Origin of the sequence: Streptomyces sp. NPDC058246, assembly GCF_042881985.1 — a bacterium.
In the GTDB taxonomy this organism is placed as follows: domain Bacteria; phylum Actinomycetota; class Actinomycetes; order Streptomycetales; family Streptomycetaceae; genus Streptomyces.
In genome coordinates this window covers 1-16,244 of sequence record NZ_JBHVWZ010000023.1, presented here as the reverse complement: position 1 = coordinate 16,244, position 16,244 = coordinate 1, and the positions used below count along the sequence as shown (strand labels likewise).

The 16,244-nt window shown below is 67.4% G+C and carries 14 protein-coding genes and 2 pseudogenes; 3 read left to right on the top strand and 13 right to left on the bottom strand.

Translation table 11 applies throughout. The features are described from left to right. Nucleotides 1-12: 12 nt before the first annotated feature. Nucleotides 13-792, bottom strand: coding sequence for an SDR family NAD(P)-dependent oxidoreductase (locus ACFVXA_RS28070; protein WP_384026243.1), 780 nt, complete (start codon nt 790-792; stop codon nt 13-15). 37 nt (nt 793-829) lie between these two features. Here ACFVXA_RS28070 and ACFVXA_RS28065 point away from each other — a divergent pair, with 37 nt between their 5' ends. Then, the gene (locus ACFVXA_RS28065; RefSeq protein WP_390027292.1) at nt 830-1,417 is read left to right on the top strand and encodes a TetR family transcriptional regulator; all 588 of its coding nucleotides are present in this window, start codon (nt 830-832) and stop codon (nt 1,415-1,417) included. An 81-nt stretch (nt 1,418-1,498) separates the two neighbouring features. Here ACFVXA_RS28065 and ACFVXA_RS28060 read toward each other — a convergent pair whose 3' ends face one another. Beyond that, nucleotides 1,499-2,851, bottom strand: a complete 1,353-nt coding sequence (locus tag ACFVXA_RS28060; RefSeq protein WP_390027288.1) for an AMP-binding protein — start codon at nt 2,849-2,851, stop codon at nt 1,499-1,501. Continuing rightward, the gene (locus tag ACFVXA_RS28055; RefSeq protein WP_390027285.1) at nt 2,848-5,364 is read right to left on the bottom strand and encodes a SpoIIE family protein phosphatase; all 2,517 of its coding nucleotides are present in this window, start codon (nt 5,362-5,364) and stop codon (nt 2,848-2,850) included. The genes ACFVXA_RS28060 and ACFVXA_RS28055 overlap by 4 nt, the downstream gene beginning before the upstream one ends. Nucleotides 5,365-5,618: 254 nt before the next feature. On the opposite strand from ACFVXA_RS28055, the gene ACFVXA_RS28050 reads away from it, so the two are divergent. Next, the gene (locus ACFVXA_RS28050; protein WP_383736734.1) at nt 5,619-6,881 is read left to right on the top strand and encodes a PucR family transcriptional regulator; all 1,263 of its coding nucleotides are present in this window, start codon (nt 5,619-5,621) and stop codon (nt 6,879-6,881) included. 229 nt (nt 6,882-7,110) lie between these two features. Here ACFVXA_RS28050 and ACFVXA_RS28045 read toward each other — a convergent pair. The 6 genes and pseudogenes from ACFVXA_RS28045 to ACFVXA_RS28020 form a co-directional block, all read right to left on the bottom strand. Next, nucleotides 7,111-7,263, bottom strand: a pseudogene (locus ACFVXA_RS28045) (hypothetical protein); the annotation flags it as partial. Between the two features lie 119 nt (nt 7,264-7,382). Continuing rightward, nucleotides 7,383-7,487, bottom strand: a pseudogene (locus ACFVXA_RS28040) (hypothetical protein); the annotation flags it as partial. Nucleotides 7,488-7,537: 50 nt separating this feature from the next. After that, nucleotides 7,538-8,221 carry a thiamine pyrophosphate-binding protein gene (locus tag ACFVXA_RS28035; protein WP_390027282.1) on the bottom strand — a complete coding sequence of 228 codons (684 nt, stop codon included), beginning with the start codon at nt 8,219-8,221 and terminating at the stop codon, nt 7,538-7,540. A 117-nt stretch (nt 8,222-8,338) separates the two neighbouring features. Further along, nucleotides 8,339-9,118: a crotonase/enoyl-CoA hydratase family protein gene (locus ACFVXA_RS28030; RefSeq protein ID WP_362030359.1), complete on the bottom strand. Its 780-nt coding sequence runs from the start codon at nt 9,116-9,118 to the stop codon at nt 8,339-8,341. Between the two features lie 42 nt (nt 9,119-9,160). Then, on the bottom strand, nt 9,161-10,378 hold the full coding sequence (locus ACFVXA_RS28025; RefSeq protein ID WP_362030361.1) for a CoA transferase: 1,218 nt from the start codon (nt 10,376-10,378) through the stop codon (nt 9,161-9,163). A gap of 102 nt (nt 10,379-10,480) precedes the next feature. Next, nucleotides 10,481-11,770: an acyl-CoA dehydrogenase family protein gene (locus tag ACFVXA_RS28020; RefSeq protein WP_362030363.1), complete on the bottom strand. Its 1,290-nt coding sequence runs from the start codon at nt 11,768-11,770 to the stop codon at nt 10,481-10,483. Nucleotides 11,771-12,020: 250 nt separating this feature from the next. Here ACFVXA_RS28020 and ACFVXA_RS28015 point away from each other — a divergent pair, with 250 nt between their 5' ends. Next, complete coding sequence (locus ACFVXA_RS28015) at nt 12,021-12,149, top strand: hypothetical protein (protein WP_390027278.1); 129 nt, start codon at nt 12,021-12,023, stop codon at nt 12,147-12,149. A 53-nt stretch (nt 12,150-12,202) separates the two neighbouring features. On the opposite strand, the gene ACFVXA_RS28010 is transcribed toward ACFVXA_RS28015, so the two are convergent. The 4 genes from ACFVXA_RS28010 to ACFVXA_RS27995 all read right to left on the bottom strand — a co-directional run. Further along, nucleotides 12,203-13,450 (bottom strand): SpoIIE family protein phosphatase, encoded by a 1,248-nt coding sequence (locus tag ACFVXA_RS28010; RefSeq protein WP_390027275.1) that lies wholly within the window; start codon nt 13,448-13,450, stop codon nt 12,203-12,205. A gap of 219 nt (nt 13,451-13,669) precedes the next feature. Then, nucleotides 13,670-13,948 carry a hypothetical protein gene (locus ACFVXA_RS28005; RefSeq protein ID WP_390027272.1) on the bottom strand — a complete coding sequence of 93 codons (279 nt, stop codon included), beginning with the start codon at nt 13,946-13,948 and terminating at the stop codon, nt 13,670-13,672. 390 nt (nt 13,949-14,338) lie between these two features. Continuing rightward, nucleotides 14,339-15,283: a DUF5996 family protein gene (locus ACFVXA_RS28000; RefSeq protein ID WP_390027270.1), complete on the bottom strand. Its 945-nt coding sequence runs from the start codon at nt 15,281-15,283 to the stop codon at nt 14,339-14,341. Between the two features lie 63 nt (nt 15,284-15,346). Further along, the coding region (locus tag ACFVXA_RS27995) for a Dyp-type peroxidase (protein WP_390027267.1) at nt 15,347-16,244 on the bottom strand (898 nt) is incomplete at its 5' end.

Here is a 16,244-nt window from a genome sequence, read left to right as displayed (position 1 = left end):
CGAGTGAAGGGCTCAGCGCCGGTTGTCGTTCCGGTGTTCCGCAGCCGCCGACACCTCCTGGGCGGTGGATTCCCCTTCAGGCGCCCTGCTCCACCGTCTTCTGCGGTGGCAGTGCGAGTTCGCCTGAGGCCGTGAAGTCGGTGCCACCTGCTGCATGTTCATGTGCCGGGCCAGGGACGTGTCCGCGATGTTGCCCGGCATCAGCGCGTTCGCGGTGATGCCGTCGTGGGCCCATCGCCCGGCGGCACCGACGGCGAACAGGACGTTGGCGGTCTTCGACTGCCCATAGGAGGTCCATGGGTCGTAGAGGCGGAAGCTGTGGTCGAGGTCGCCGAGGACGACCGGTGAGAAGAGGTGCCCGATCGAGGCGACTGAGATGACCCGTGCGCCGTCCGCCGCCGCGAGAGCCGGATGGAGGGCGACGGCGAGCGCGAAGTGGCCCAGGTGGTTGACGGCGAACTGCGTCTCCCCGCCGTCAGGCGTGCGGATGAGTTCCGGCGGGGCCATCACTCCGGCATTGTTGACGAGGATGTGCACGGGGCCGTGCCAGTCGGCCACGAATGCCGCGACCGCCGACCGGTCGGTCAGGTCGAGTCGCCCTACCGTCAACTGTCCGGATTCGGGCGGCAGTTCATTCCCCAGGCGCGCCGCCATGCGGTCTCCCGCGTCGGTGGTCCGTACGGCCAGGGTGACATCGGCGCCCGCCGCGGCGAGCGCCCGGGCCGTCTCCACCCCGATTCGGGAACCGGCTCCGGTCACCATGGCCCGGCAGTTGTGTGCGAGCCCTCGCATGTCAATAACTAGATAGCTACTTGGTAGGCTGGCGAGCATGCCACGGGACTCCAGCGCCACCAAGGCCCGGCTGCTCGACACCGCCTTCACCGAATTCGCTGCCTACGGCATCGCCGGTGCCCGAGTTGACCGGATCGCGGAGGCCGCGGGGGCGAACAAGCGGCTGATCTATGCCTACTTCGGCAACAAGGAGCAGTTGTTCGACGAGGTTCTGCGACGGGCGCTGACGGCGGGGGCCGAGTCGGTGCCGTTCGACGCCGAGGACCTGCCCGGATACGCAGGAGCGATCTTCGACCACCTCGTCGCCCCTCCCGACCTGATGCGCCTGCGCCTATGGAAACTCCTGGAGCGCCCCTCCGCCACCGGACCCGAACCCGACGCCTTCCGACGCAAGACCGCCGAAGTGGCCGACGCGCAGCAGCGTGGCGAGGTCGCCCAGGAGATGGACCCTGCCGATCTCCTGACCATGGTTCTCGCCGCGGCCCAGGCGTGGTTCTGGGCCGCCGAGGGCGTCGACCCCGACGAGGTCAGCCAGTCCTGGCCGCCGCAGCGGCTGGCCCTGCACCGCTCGGCAGTCGTCGAGGCCGCCCGCCGGATGAGCGAGCCGAAGCCCGCCGACGAGTAGCAGGCTCATGGGCACGCGCGCACGGCGTACGGCGTACGGCGTACGGCGTACGGCGTACGGCGTACGGCGGGACTGTCTCCCTCAAGTCGGGAAGTGCTGCCGACAGTCGCGGGCTGCCTCGGGCGGCGGGACGATCTCCCGCTTGAGGATCTTGCCGGTCGGCCCCTTGGGCAGCGCGTCCGTGATCCACACCTTCCTCGGATACTTGTAAGCCGCTACCTGACCTTTGACGTAATCACGCAGATCCTCGGCCGTGGTGTGGGCGCCCGGCTTGAGAACGACTGCCGCGCCGACCTCCTCACCGAGATCGGAGTTGGGGACGCCGATGACCTCCGCGTCGGCGACCGCAGGGTGCTCGTACAGCACATCTTCGACTTCGCGGGGGTACACGTTGTACCCGCCCCGAATGATCACGTCCTTCGTCCAGCCGACGATCCAGAAGTATCCGTCCTGGTCGACCCGGCCGATGTCGCCGGTGTAGAACCACCCGTCCCGGATCGCGGCGGCGGTTGCCTCGGGGCGTTGCCAATATCGCTTCATCACGTTGTGCCCGCGGATCGTGATCTCGCCGGTCTCCCCGTGCGGTACTTCCTTGCTGTCCATGCTGTCCTTGTCGACCACCCGCATCTCGACGCCCCGGATCGGGATGCCGACCGAACCGGGCTTGGGTCCAGCCTGCAGGGTGTTGAACGAGGCGACGGGCGAGGTCTCCGACGTTCCATACCCTTCGATTCCCAGTGCCTTCCCGGCGTCGAAGCGCGGCAGCAGCGTGAGGCACGCGCCGGCGGTGACGGCGGCGTTGAGGATGCAGGTCTGTCCGAACGCGTGGAACAGTGGCAGCCCACCGAAGATCACATCGTCGGCGGTGAGCCGGAACAGCTCGGTGGCCACGATGTCGCAGTTGCGGGTGAGGTTGGCGTGGGTCAGTTCGGCGCCCTTCGGCTGACCTGTCGTCCCCGAGGTGTAGAGAATCACCGCGGTGGCGTCCTCGTGCCGGTCGGTCAGGTGCTCGGTGGGTCGGGCGGACACCAGCAACTCGTCCAATGAGCCGGGACTGACGACGACCGACTCGGCCTCGGCCTGCTGCGCACCGGTCCGTGCCTCGTCGGCGAAGGTGTGCCAGGCGAACAGGAGCCGGGCACCCGAGTCGCCGAGATAGTACGCCACCTCACGGGACTTGAGCAGCAGGTTCATCGGAACGACGATGCCGCCGGCCCGGAGTACGCCGAAGTACGCGAGGGCGAACTCGGGCACGTTGGGCAGCATGACCGCGACTCGGTCCCCGGGTTTCACGCCACGGTCGTGGAGCACTCCTGCCATGCGGGCACTGCCGTGGTCGAGCGCGCGATAGGAGACGGCGGCGTCTCCGAGACGGAGCGCGGGACGATCCGGATGAATCCGGGCGCTGTTCACCACGTGGGATGCGAGGTTCATGTCAGCTCCTTTCCTCGACTCTCTGGGTCTTTCGGCCATGCGGCCCCACCGGGGTCGGGAGGGATGCCGACGTCGCTCTCGCTCTTGAGGGGACGGGGCAGATCTTGTGACGCCCAGACGACCTTGCCGCCCGATGTCCAGCGACAGCCCCAGCAACTCGACAGCTGGGAGACGAGGAGGATGCCGCGGCCGTACTCGTCGGTGCTGCGGGTGTGACAAAGGCGCGGGAAGGACCTGCTGGCGTCGGATACTTCGCAGGTCAGCTGACGGTGCTTGATCAGACGCAGGGCCACGGGGCCGGCGCCGTGACGGATCGCGTTGGTGACCAGCTCGCTGGCGATCATCTCCGCGTCCGTGATCAGGCGCTCCAACCCCCACCGGGTCAGTTGCCGGGCCACCAAGCCGCGGGCACCGCTGACGACGGCCGGGTCCCGGGGCAGGTCCCAGGACACGGTCTGGCACGGATTCAATACACGGGTCCGGGCCAGGAGGAGGGTGACGTCGTCGGACGGTGACTCGGTCGGCAGCGCCTCGATCACTGAGGAGCAGAGGTCGTCCAGGGGTCGATGGGGCTGGGCCGCCAGGGTGGCGCCCAGTTTCCGCATTCCGATGTCGATGTCGCGGTCGCGGGTCTCGACCAGGCCGTCGGTGTAGAGGGCGAGCAGGGTCCCCTCGGGCACCTCCATGTCCACGGCTTCGAAGGGGACCGAGCCGACGCCGAGGGGGGCTCCGGTGGGGAGGTCCGGGAACGTGACCTTTCCCTGCGGGTCGACAACAGCGGGCGGAGGGTGCCCGGCCCGAGCCATCGTGCACCGCCGGGTGACCGGGTCGTAGACGATGTAGAGACAGGTGGCGCCAATGACCATGGGGTTTCCGTCGCCTGCTTCGTTGTCTTCCTCTGTCTGGCGCCGGACCGTGTGATCGAGGTGGGACAGCAGTTCGTCGGGGGGCAGATCCATGTCCGCCAGCGTGCATACGGCCATTCGGAGCCTTCCCATGGTCGCCGCGGCGTTGATGCCGTGCCCGACGACATCCCCGACGACAAGCCCCACCCGGGCGCCGGACAGCGGGATCACATCGAACCAATCGCCTCCGACGCCGTTGTCCACGTCCGCCGGCAGGTAGCGCGAGGCCGTCTCGATCGCCGCGCTGTCCTTCAAGCCGTGCGGGAGCAGCTTGCGTTGAAGAGCGAGGGCCGCTGTGTGCTGACGGGTGTATTGGCGAGCGTTGTCCAGTGACAGTGCCGCCCGGGTGACCAGTTCCTCGGCAAGGAGCAGGTCATCCTCCTGGAACGGCATCGGTTCCTCGGTACGGACGAACACGGCCACACCCAGCGTGGTGTGCCTCGCCCGGATGGGGACAAGCAGCATGGAGTGCATCCCGTTTTCACGAACGGTCCGTGCCCGCGCGGGGTCGTTGTCGACCCATGTGCCAGGAGAGGTGTCCAGGACGGGTTGCAGGTGAGAGGCGCCGGAGGAGAGCACCCCGATCCAGGGTGAGGTCGGCGGGACGAAGATCGGCTCGCCGCGTGCCCACGGCGACTCGGGAGTCCCCGGGTGGATCGAGGCCAGGCCGGCGCGGCGAAGGGCCGGACTGCGCTGCCCCGTCGGGCTGATGCCTGGGGCGGTTTCGTCACCGAGCGGGACGAACTCCATCAGGTCGACGGCGGCGTAGTCAGCCAGGAGGGGTACGGCGAGGTCGGCCAGTTCCTGGCTGGTCTGCATCACGTCCAGGGTGCTGCCTATCCGGGTGCTGGCCTCACTGAGGATGGCGAGCCGCTCGCGTGCCCGCTGGTTGCCGGTGACATCCACGCTCATGGAGCACACCCCCAGTGGCCGGCCATCGACGTCGCTCAGGCAGAAGAAGGACGCCGCGAAGGCGTGCTCTCGGCGCTGATCCGCCGGCGGCCATGCCCGGTATTCATGGACCGCGGTCGTGCCGCTGCTCAGCACCTGGCCAATCACCGCTTCGAGAGCCTCGGATTCGAGACCGGGCAGTGAGTCCGGCAGGCGCCGTCCGAGCCGCTTGTCACGAGGGACGCCGTCCTGAAGTTCGCTGACGTCGTTCACCCAGGCGCAGCGCAGTTCCAAGTCACGCACCACGATGCCGATCGGTGTGCGGGTGAGAAGCGACTCCCGCACCGATCCGGCGACTTCCACCGCGGACAGCGCGGCGATATTGGTGCCGGAGACGAGCCAGCGGACCGCTCCGTCGCGCCCCCACAACAGCGAGACACGCAGGCTTACTTGGAGTGTGTGACCGTCGCGGTGAGGAATCGTCGCTGTGCCGGACCAGCCGCCCCGGGCGCGGCGCTGTTCGCTGGCCGCCCATACGTGCAGGGCGTCCTGGAGAAACGGCAGCACGAACCAGGCGGGCCGGCCCACCACCTCCCCGGCCGCGTAACCGAGAAGCCGCTGCGCGGTGCTCGTCCAGCCGACCACCGTCCCCTCGCTGTCGATCATCGCAATCGCGGAGTCGGGCACCTCTCCAGCGCCTCGGACAATGTTGGTCAACGCCGATCACCCCTAGGACGTTTTCGAAGAACGGCGTGAAGGCAAGTCGATCCCCCAGATCGCGGGCCGGAAGGTCCAGTCAGTAACCAGAGGCTAGGCGTGGACCGCACGACAACCACTGGGCGCGCAGTACGAGCTTCGGGTTGGAATTGGTGCCGCTGAACCAATCCGTCGGCGGTATTCGCGCAGGATTGCTGGAGTGCGGCCTATCGCGCCCCGAAGAGCGGCCACGGACCACTCTGTAGGATTGGGGTATGGCTGCGGAGCATCCCGAGGCCGCGAAGCAACTGTCCGTGGTCGCGGAGAACGTAGGGTCACATCTCTCGGAGGTCGGCCGCGACATAGGGGAGTACGTTATTGCCGAGATCCCGGAGCTCAGGGGCGATCCAACCGTCACTAAAATCCTGCAGGCGAGCATCGCGGAAAATGTCGCCACGTTGCTGCACGTTTTCGAGAACGACATGCCGCTGGACAAGATCGAGGGGCCTGCAGCTGCCCTTGAGTACGCCAGGAGGCTGGCTCAGAGGGGTATCTCCCTCAGCGCGATGGTCAGGGCCTACAGGATCGGCCACTGGCGTTTTCTGCAGTGGTGTCTGGACGAACTCAACCGACAAAACGCCGACGAGGATCTCGCGACCGCGACCAACCGGCGCATGCTGCAGGTGAGCTTCGGTTACATCGACCGGGTAACCGAGCATGTCATCGTGGTCTACCAACAGGAACGCGATCACTGGCTGCTCAGCCAGACCGCCGCGCGCGCCGCCCGCGTGCGAGACATCCTCACCGAGAAGGACGTCGACCTCAACTGGGCCGAATCAGCCCTTGGTTACCGGCTCCGGCAGCATCACCTCGGGCTGGTGGCCTGGTTGCCCACACTGACCGGTGGGGGCGAGGGACTTGCTCGACTCGACCGGATCACCAACGAGATCGCCCAGAAGCTGGGCTGCCCTGCCAGGCCGCTCTTCGTCCCCCGAGACGCAATTATGTCCTGGGCCTGGCTGCCGCTCGGCTCGCACAGCGACGTCTCCTGGAAACAGCTGTCGAATTTGGTCGAGCAGAGCGATCCTTCCGTGCACCTGTGCGCTGGATGCGTGGGCTACGGCATCGAGGGATTCCGCTCCACGCATCGGCAGGCACTGCGCACACAGGAACTTGCGGCAGTGGCCAATCCAGCCCCCCAGTTCACCAACTTCTCCCATGTCGGTCCCATCGCCTTGATGGCTACGAACGTCGGCGAAATGCGCGCTTGGGTGTGGGGCGTCCTGGGTCCGTTGGCCGTCGATGACGAGAACAGCGCACGGCTTCGGGAGACCATGCAGATATTCCTGGGCGCCGGCTGCAGTTACACCGCCACCGCCAGCGCTCAAATTCTCCACAAGAACACCGTGCAGTACCGAATTCGGAAGGCCGAGGAAATCCTTGGATACTCCGTCCAGCAAGGGCACATCGATCTGGAAGTCGCACTGCTCGCCGTTGAGTACCTCGGCTCGACGCTCCTTCGCGCCCGCCCGGAATGAAATGCATCACGGATGCGGAGAGCACGCAGCCGATCACACCGCCCTCGCCCGATCTTCCGGCGGCGGCGTGGGACAGAAGCACCCTCGTTCCGGAAGACCGATTTGAAGGCGTCACGATCGGATCGTGCGGGCTTGTGCTCTCCAGCATGGCTTTCTGGGGTTGTGTGGGGACGACGATGACGGTGGTGGTGCCGGCGGTCAGGGCCGTCTTGAATTCCCGTTCCAGGTCCTCGGTGGTCTCCACGTCGACGGCACGGCATCCGAAGCCGCGGGCGACGGAGGCGATGTCGAGGCCGGGCAGGTCGAGTCCCGGAACGCCCGGCGTTTCCTCGAGTACCGCGAACGATTTGAGGATGGAGTACTCCTGGTTGCGCATGACCACGTACACGATCGGGAGGTTGTGCTGGGCCGCCGTATAGATGGCCTGCACGGAGTACTGGAGGATCCGTCGCCGATCAGGCCGACCACCGGCCGGTCGACGCCCCTGTCCCGGTCGCCCAGCGCGACCCCCACCGCCGCCGGGGTGCCCCAGCCGATGCCCCCGCTGGCCGTGGCGAAGAACGATCCGGGCCTGACCGTGGGAAGCCACTCGACCTGCTGCGCCATCGTGGAGGTCGACTCGTTGACGATGACCGCGTCGGGCGGCCGAACTCTGCTCAGGGCGGCGCGCCGTAGACGGAGGCGCGCAGCTTTTCCGCCAGTGCGACGGCCCCGTCCCAGCCGCCGGCGCGGTCGACATCCGGCCCGAAGACCAGCGCGGGACGCCGGCTTGCGGAGATGCGGTCGGCGCATCCGCGCAGTCGCTCGGTGTCGGGGGCGACGCGGTCGCTCACCGTCCGCACCCGGGTAAAACCGGACAGGGGCCGCTTCCAGTCGTCCATGGGAATCGACAGGTAGACCGGTCCCGCCGGTGGCTGCAGCGCCTCCGCGTAGGCCCGCATGAAGGCCTCGGGGACGTCTTCGGCGCGGGCCGACTCGTAGGACCATTTCACCCACGGCTTCGGCAGTGTGGTGGCCTCACGGTTGCCGAGATACGGATCCCCGATCACCAGTTCCCGGTGCTGCTGTCCCGAGGTGATGATCAGGGGCGTGTTCCCGTGGTAGGCCGCCACCAGATTGCCCACAGCGTTGCCCAGCCCGGCCGAGGAGTGCACGTTCACCAGCGCGGGGCGGCCGGTCACCTGGGCGAAGGCGTCGGCCATCGCGATGACGGACGCCTCCTGCAGCGAAAGGACATAGGTGAAGTCCGCCGGGAAATCCTGAAGGAACGTCTGCTCGGTGGAGCCGGGATTTCCGAAGCCCGTGGTGAGTTTCAGGGTCCGCAGCAGGTCGTAGGTCACGCTACGGACAGTGGATTGCTCAGTCATGATGGGTCGCCCTTTCGTGCGGTGCGGAGGTGGCTGTGCCTGTGTGGCGGCCCTGGGCGGGGGCCCGCTAGCACCTCGGGCGGGGCTGGTTCAGCGGCCCTGCCAGTGCGGTGGGCGCCTTTCCGCGAAAGCGTGGGCGCCCTCCTGCGCGTCGTGGGACGCCAGAACCGGGGCGACGATCTGATCCTGCTCGACGAAGGCGTCCTGGTCGCTGAACGCTCGCCGCTCGTTGACGACGCGTTTGACGGCGTCCACGGCCAGGGGTGCGTTCTGCGCGATGCTGGTGGCCAGTTCCATGGCCCGTTTCAGGGCCTGGCCCGGTTCTGTGAGGTAGTTGACCAGGCCGAATCGCTCGGCGCGCTCGGCGGGCAGGGGCTCGCCGGTGAGCAGAAGCTCCAGGGCGATGTTGCGCGGGATGCGCTCGGGCAGTCGCACCATGCCACCTTCGGGCGGCACGATGCCGTAGTGGACCTCGGTCTGGCCGAAGGTGGCGTTCCGCGCGGCCACGATCATGTCGCAGGCGAGCGCCATCTCGGTTCCACCGCCCAGCGCATAGCCCTCGACGGCGGCGATGAGCGGGGTCCGGATCTGGGCGCGGGTGATGCCGGCGAAGCCCCGTCCTTCGACGATGGGTGTGTCTCCGGCCGCGAAGGCCTTGAGGTCCATGCCGGCGCTGAAGACACCGTTGGCCCCGCTGATGACGCCGACCCTGAGGTCGTCGCGGGACTCCAGGCGGTCGACGGCAGCCGCCATGGCCCGGGCGGTGGCCCCGTCGATGGCGTTGCGGGCCTCCGGTCGGTCGATCGTGATCACGAAGATGCCGTCGCGTTCCTCGGTCCGTACAGTCGGTGTTTCCGTAGCCGCGGTCATGATGATGTTTCCCTTCTTCCCCAGCGCTGCTGAGCTGTGGCTTCAGTCGATGGCTTCGGCCTTGCGCAGCTCCTTGATTCCGGCGGCGTCGAAGCCGAGGTCGCGGAGCACGGACTCGGTGTGTTCGCCCAGGTCGGGGGCCGGGCCCGGGCGGACCTTCTGTTCCTGGTCCAGTCGGACGGGGCTGTCGATGGTCAGGTGCGGGTCAGCGTTGCCGTCCTCGATCGGCACGAACACCCGGTTGGCGAGGAGCTGAGGGTCGTGGGCGCACTCTTCGAGCGTCTGGACGACTCCGTACGTGAGGCCGGCTGCGTCGAGTACCTCGCGCCATTCGGCCAGGGGACGCGTGGCGAACCGTTTGTCCAGCAGAGTGACGATGTCGGCGGCGTGGGCGCGGCGGCTGGGGGTGTCGTGGAACCGGGGGTCCTCGGCGGCCTCGGGGTGGCCGATGGCCGTGAGGAAGAGGGGGACTTGCTTGTCCTCGTTGGCGAAGGCCAGCAGGATCCAGCGGTCGTCCGCGGTGCGGTACACGTTGCCCAGGGCGTTGGGCGGATCGGAGCGGTCGATGGGGCGGGGAGGCTTCGCCCCGACCAGGACGGCCTGCAGCCACATGCTCGCGGCCCAGGCGCCTTCGGCGAGCAGTGAGGCCGTGACGCGTGCGCCTTGGCCGGTCTTCTCCCGCCGGTACAGCGCGGTCATGACCCCGGCGAACAGCGTGATCGCCGTGGAGTGATCGCCCGATCCGAACGCGTTCATGGCCGGCGGCACGTCCCTTTGGCGTGTGAGGTCCATCAGGCCGCTGCGCGCCCAGTACGCCGTCACGTCGAAGCCGGGCAGATACGCATCCGGACCTTCCTCGCCGAAGCCGGTGACATCGGCGTATATCAGCCGGGGATTGAGGGGGGCAAGAGCGTCGTAGTCCAGGCCCAGCTTCTCGCGCGTCTGCGGGGGGAAGTTGGTCACCAGCACATCGGCCCACCTCACCAGACTCTCCAGCACGGGCCGGGCACCGGGTGACTTGAGGTTGAGCGCGATGCTGCGCTTGTTGCGGTTGTCGAGCTGCCAGGGGTAGTTGACCCCTTCGACATGGGGGTTGGGAGGGATGCGGCTGAGCGAGCGGTATGCGTCGCCCACGTGCGGGGGTTCCACTTTGACGACGTCGGCGCCGAAGTCACCGAGGACGGTGGCCGCGGCGGGCCCGGCGATGAAGCTCGCGAGATCGACGACGTGCAGTCCCTCCAGGAGGGGCGTATTGCTCATGGCTATTCCTTGTCTTCGTCTTCAGTGGGTCGCGGTCTTCGTCTTCCGTGGGTCGCGCGCGGTGCCCGAAGCTGACGTGGGGCGCCGCGATACACGCCGGGGTCAGTGGCTCGGTGCCACAGGCACGAAGGCGCTGTAGCCGGTGATGTCACGGCCGACGATCAGCGCCTGCACCGTGTCGGTGCCCTCGTACGTGTCGATCGCCTCGATGTCGCACAGGTGCCGGGCCACGTGGTAGTCGAGCAGGATCCCGTTGCCGCCGAGCATGTCGCGAGCGTCGGCGAGGATGGCCCGGGCTCGCTCGGTGTGGTGCATCTTGGCCAGCGCGACCCGGGGCATCGAGTACTCGCCCTCGTCCAGGAGCTGGCTGAGCCGCAACTGCATGCACAGCATGTCGGTGATGTCCGCCAGCATGCGGGAGAGCCGGTACTGGATGAGCTGGAACGCGGCCAGCGGCATACCGAACTGCTTGCGCTGCTTGGCGTAGGCCAGAGCCGTCTCGTAGCCCGCGATGGCGGCACCGATCGCTTCCCAGGCGACGCAGAAGCGCGAGGCCAGCAGGACTTTCTCGGTGTCGCGGAAGGTGTTCACGTTCGCCAGCCGGTTCTCGGCGGGTACCCGGACGTCGGTGAGGGAGATCTGCGCGTTCTGGACACAGCGCAGAGCCGTCTTGCCCTTGATGACCTGGGCGTCGAACCCCGGTGTGCCCTTTTCGACCACGTAGCCGCCCACGTGGCCGTCGTCGCCGCGGGCCCAGATGATCACGTAGTCGGCGAAGGTCGCGTTGCCGATCCACCGCTTGTGGCCGTTCAGGACGTAGGAGTCACCGTCCCGGCGCGCGGTCGTCTCCAGCTTGACCACGTCCGTGCCGTGCGCTGGCTCGGTCAGACCGAAGGCGCCGATCTTCTCCAGACGTGCCATCGGCGGCAGGAAGCGCTGCTTCTGCTCCTCGGAGCCCAGCAGGGCGATCGACATCATGGCCAGGGCCGAGTGGACCCCGGCGAACGTCGAGATGCTTAGATCGCCCCGGGCAAGTTCGAGGATCACCAGGCCGGCCGTCACATTGCTCATCCCCGGGCTGCCGTAGCCGGAAATCTGAAAGCCCGCGATGTCCAGCTGCGCCAGCTTGGGCACCAGCTCGAAGGGGAACTCCGCCCGCTCCCAATACGGGTTGATGACCGGGATGACCTCCCGGTCCATGAATTCGCGGACCTTCTTCCGAAGGGCCCGCTGCTCGTCGGTGAGCAGGTTGTCCAACAGGTAGTAGTCGGAGTGCTCCGGTCCGCCCAGTACCGGCGGCTCCACCCCGGACGGCTCTCCGTTGCCGCTCGGGACAGCGCCGTTCGGTGTGGTCCGGCCCAGGTCGACCGCTGTGCCCTGTGTCGCCTTCATGTTCCGCTCCTTCCGATCGGGCATCCGATCGCGTCAGTGAGAACGACGCTAGAAGCGAGCAGCGGCACTGCCATTGGGCGCGTAACACCACATTTATTTTCAAATTGGGTCCCTTAACCCAATTCGCCCGGTGATGCCTGCACGTCAGCCTTACATCACGGCTCGGGGGAGCACCGCCATCACGGCTCGGGGGAGCAGCGCGACGTCGCCTCGGCTGCCCGGGCTGACCCGACGATCAGAGGAAACAAACATGAGCACACGCAATGCATGGGGGCGGACTGCTCCCCCCGACATGCTCTACGACGGGTGGGCGCCCGCCCCCAAGGAGGGCACCACGGTCTTCATCGACGGCAACATCGGCTTCCGGCGGGGTCCGTGAGAACCGCAGCTTGAGGCGCGGATACGCCTGCTGTCACCCTCATTGCCCCCTCCTCAAACCAGGCAGGCGTCGTAATGTGCTTCCCGACTGCCTTGTGAGGGGTGCCCCGTCGTAGCGACTGGCTGCTCATCCATCCCGGCCGACGGCGTCTGCGGCAGGGGCTGCTCGGTCCAAATCACCTTGCCGGCCTGTGTGTGCCGCGTCCCCCAACGCTCGGCGAGCCGGGCGACAAGAAGCAGCCCGCGTCCGTCCTCGTCCGTCGTGGCGGCCTGACGCGGTTGGGGGAATGCGGGGCTGGAGTCGAACACCTCACACGTAAGGGCGTGGTCACGGAGCAGCCGAAGGTGGATCGGTCCAGTGGTGTAGCGAATCGCGTTGTTCACCAGCTCGCTGAGGATCATTTCGGTCGCGAAGACAAGGTCACTCAGACCCCAATGGGCAAGCTGGCGTGTAACAGCAGCACGCAAGTCCGCCACCGCCGCCGGCTCTGAGGCAACATCCCAGTCGGCGACCTGATCTGGTCGCATACCGCGAGTTCGGGCGACCATCAGCGCGACGGCGTCACCGGAGCGGACCGGGAGCAGCGCGTCGAGGAGGGCCGCGCAGGTCTCCTCCGGGCCCACAACTCCGTTCCTGGCGGCAGCTCGGGTCAGAACCCTGCGCAGCAGTGCGAAACCGGCATCGGTGCCGAAACCAGCACCGGTGCCCTTTCCTCGGCGTTGGATCAGGCCGTGGCCGTAGAGCACGAGTTGGCTGCCCTCGGGCACCTCCCACTCCGCAGTGGTGAAGGAGCCGCTGCCCAGGCCCAGGGGTGGCCCGGCGGGCACCTCGGGGAAGTCCACTCGGCCATCGGGGCTGATTACGGCGGGCGGCCGATGCCCGGCCCGGGACGCCGTGCAGTGCCGGGAGACCGGGTCGTAGATCGCATAGAGACAAGTCGCTCCCCTGAAGGAGCCTGCCCATTCGTCAGGGCCCCGGCCCCACCGGGTCGCGAGACGATCGAGGCGGCCCAGGAGCTCGTCGGGCGGCAGACCGGACAAGGAGAGGGCGCGGACTGCGCCGCGCAGCCGGCCGATCCAGGCGCGGGCACGCGGGCCGTGGCCCACAACACTGCCCACGGCCATGGCCACGCGATTCTCGGGCAGCGCAATGAGCTCGATCCAGTCGCCCGATGTCTCCGACCGCCCAGGCCTATAGCGCACTGCCACGTCGACAGCGTGCTGGGCGATCGGGCTCCGGGAGACGTTGGGCATCTCGAGGGATGACGTTTGTCGCGTGTCCGTGGACGTAGTCGCGTTCATGTTCCGCTCCTTGTGGGTTTTCGGGATCGGATCGAATCCGTGTTCCCGACGCTAGGCGTGCTTGGCACGAAAGCCACTGGGTGCGGAACACCACCTCTCAGTTGAGGTTTGTACTAACGAGCCAATCGACCTTCACTTCGTCGTCTCCCCCCTCAACGGCGTCCGACGCAGCAGGCGTTCCCCGCCGGGAAACCCCGGCCGGGAACGCCTGATCTGGTCTCAGTAGCCGCCACCACCCCAACCGTCGCCGTCGCCGTCGTCGCCGTGGCCCCAGCCACCGCCGTCGCCGTGACCGCCGTCGCCGTGACCGCCCTCGCCGTGACCACCGCCGCCGTGGTCGCCACCACCGCCGCCACCGTGGCCGTGAGCCGAGTAGCCAACTTCGTGGCTCTGCCCGGCCGCCGAGGCCGTGCCGACCCCAATACCGGTGCAGGCGAGGACGACTGCGGCAGAGGTGACAGCAGCCAGGCGGCCGATGCGGGACACATATGCACTCATGACGTTCTCCTCAGAACTGAATAACTAGCGGATACGGAGGCGACACCTTTTGTCGAAAACGCATTCAGTCACGCGTCCGTTGCTTCCACGAACACGGGCTTTCACGTAGCTGGTGCTACAGATCCGTGGGCACACCCTCGGTGCTGTCCACGACGCTACGGACGGACGTGAGGAAATCCATCGGACGCAGAACACGAGAAAGCCGGCGCCGTTCGTATCCGGGACCCAACATGGAGCTTGTCCGACCTCAGGCCATCGCGTGGTGTCGGACGAGGACGGCCTTGGCGATCGCAGACCAGCAGCGGACACCGCGTTAACAACGACGAGTGGACCCAGTAGGCCCAGTGGGCCCACACGTGCTGCGCCAACCACGCCATATATCTGCTGCTGTCAGCGGTCGTCCCAGCGGTATGGGTCGGCCTCCAACGCCGCCCGGTCCCAGCCGCCCAACTCGGCAGTCGCCTCATAGGTGCTGTGCAGGAATTCGCTCAGCATCTGGTCCGGATCGGCGGCGGTGGCAACCGCCTCGTAGGGCAGCGCGAACTCACCGCTCTCCCGCTGATACGACGCCTCTGCGGGGCGGACCGCGTAGTCGGCGAATCCGGCTGGTTCGGGGTAGGCGTAGGCATAGAACGCGCCCTCCTCACCGCCGCCCGGCCAGAACCCGCAGCTGGACATCTCAGCGGAGTAGGCCTCTCTTGTCACCCTGTCCGACAAGTTGGGGACGCCGCCTGGGGGAGGCGGCGGCGCGGGTCGCCCGGAGAAGCGGGTGCAGGCCAGGTCCATCGACCCCCAGAAGACGTGCACAGGGCTGGCCTTGCCGATGAAGCCGGACCGGAACTCCCCGAACACCCGGCTCGCCTGGAGCAGTTGGCCCCACAACAGCCGCGTGGCGTGCGGGTCGTAGGAGGCGTGCCGGTGGTCGTCCGCGAACGGGACAGCCGGCTCCACCTCGTTCGGCCGCGGGTGCATGCGCGTCCGGATCCCCAGCTCTCCCAGCACGCCCATGGTCTCGGCGTAGAACTGGGCTACCGTTTTGGGCCGCAGCTTCAGCTCACGCCGGCTTCCGTCGCTGACACGAATGACTAGCCGGTGGTCTACGAAGTCGAACTCGATATCGAACGCACCGGTCCGGTACGGGATCGCGGAAGTGGTCAACCCCCGCGAGGTGACGTAAAAGGTGACCTGCCACCAGTGGTTGACCATGGGTGCGTGGGCCAGCCGGATCTTGCCGACGATCTGGGTCCACATGTGCAGGGTGTCTCGGGTCTCGGCCCAGTCCGCCACCCGCAGCCGTGGCCAGCTCCCGCCCTGCTGTGTCCTCTGCCCTGTCATCGTGCCTCCCACGGGCCTCGCCGCTCCGGCACCTCACAGTCGCCGGCTTTCGATGTCGCCGAACTAGGGCAGCGAGGCGAGCCATTCGATCGCGGTCATGCTGGGCAGGTAGAAGTACTCGCCGCCCCGGACGGTCACGAAGCGTGGCAACCCGGTGAGTCGGCGGCGGACCGGCTTGCCCGGAATCGTGTAGGTGTCGGTGCCGTCGTGGTTGCCGGTGAGCGGGTCCTTCTCGGTGCCGAGGCCGACGAAGTCGCCGTCGTTCATCCAGACCTGCTGGATGAACTCGAACTGCCGGGACAGGCTCGCTCCCAGGAAGATGAAGATGATGCCGCGCTCCACCCCGTCGTCCTCCAGCACACCGTCCGGGAGGACTGGTCCGTAGGCTGCGCCGCGCCGGATCAGCCGATGCGTGTTCACCGCGACCACGCTGTCCTTGAGGCTGTCCCTGGGGTTGACGCGCCGGATGTGGGCGCCGTGCGGCACGTGCTGTCCGTGCGGATCGTCGTCGTAGTAGAGGAAGTCGTTGTTGCGCGTCGGGTCGGCTGCCAGGTCGGGATCGTCCTTGTCGGGTGACAGGGCGAGCGGGGCACCGCTGCGCCAGCGGCCGATCATCTTGGCGCCGATCAGCTCCTCGTCCTCGGGCGACTTGGCGTGGTCGCGCAGATATCGGCGGAACGCCGCTACGTCGGAGTTCAACTGCCGGAACGCGAGGTAAGAGCCGTTACGGCCGAGCGCGTCGGGCACCGGCGCGTCAGGCAGCTTTCCCGATTCATCCTGGTAGCCGAGGATGAATTCTCCTGGCCAGATCTCGTCATGGCCGGGCAGCGGCGGATTCGTACTTCCGCGGATATGGGGTCCACCAATGAGCCTCTTCCAAGCTGGCGGCATTGACCGCGAGTTGGACAGTCCTGCGCAACGACGAAGCTCCTGGTAGACGGGTTCTCGACCAAGATCGCCC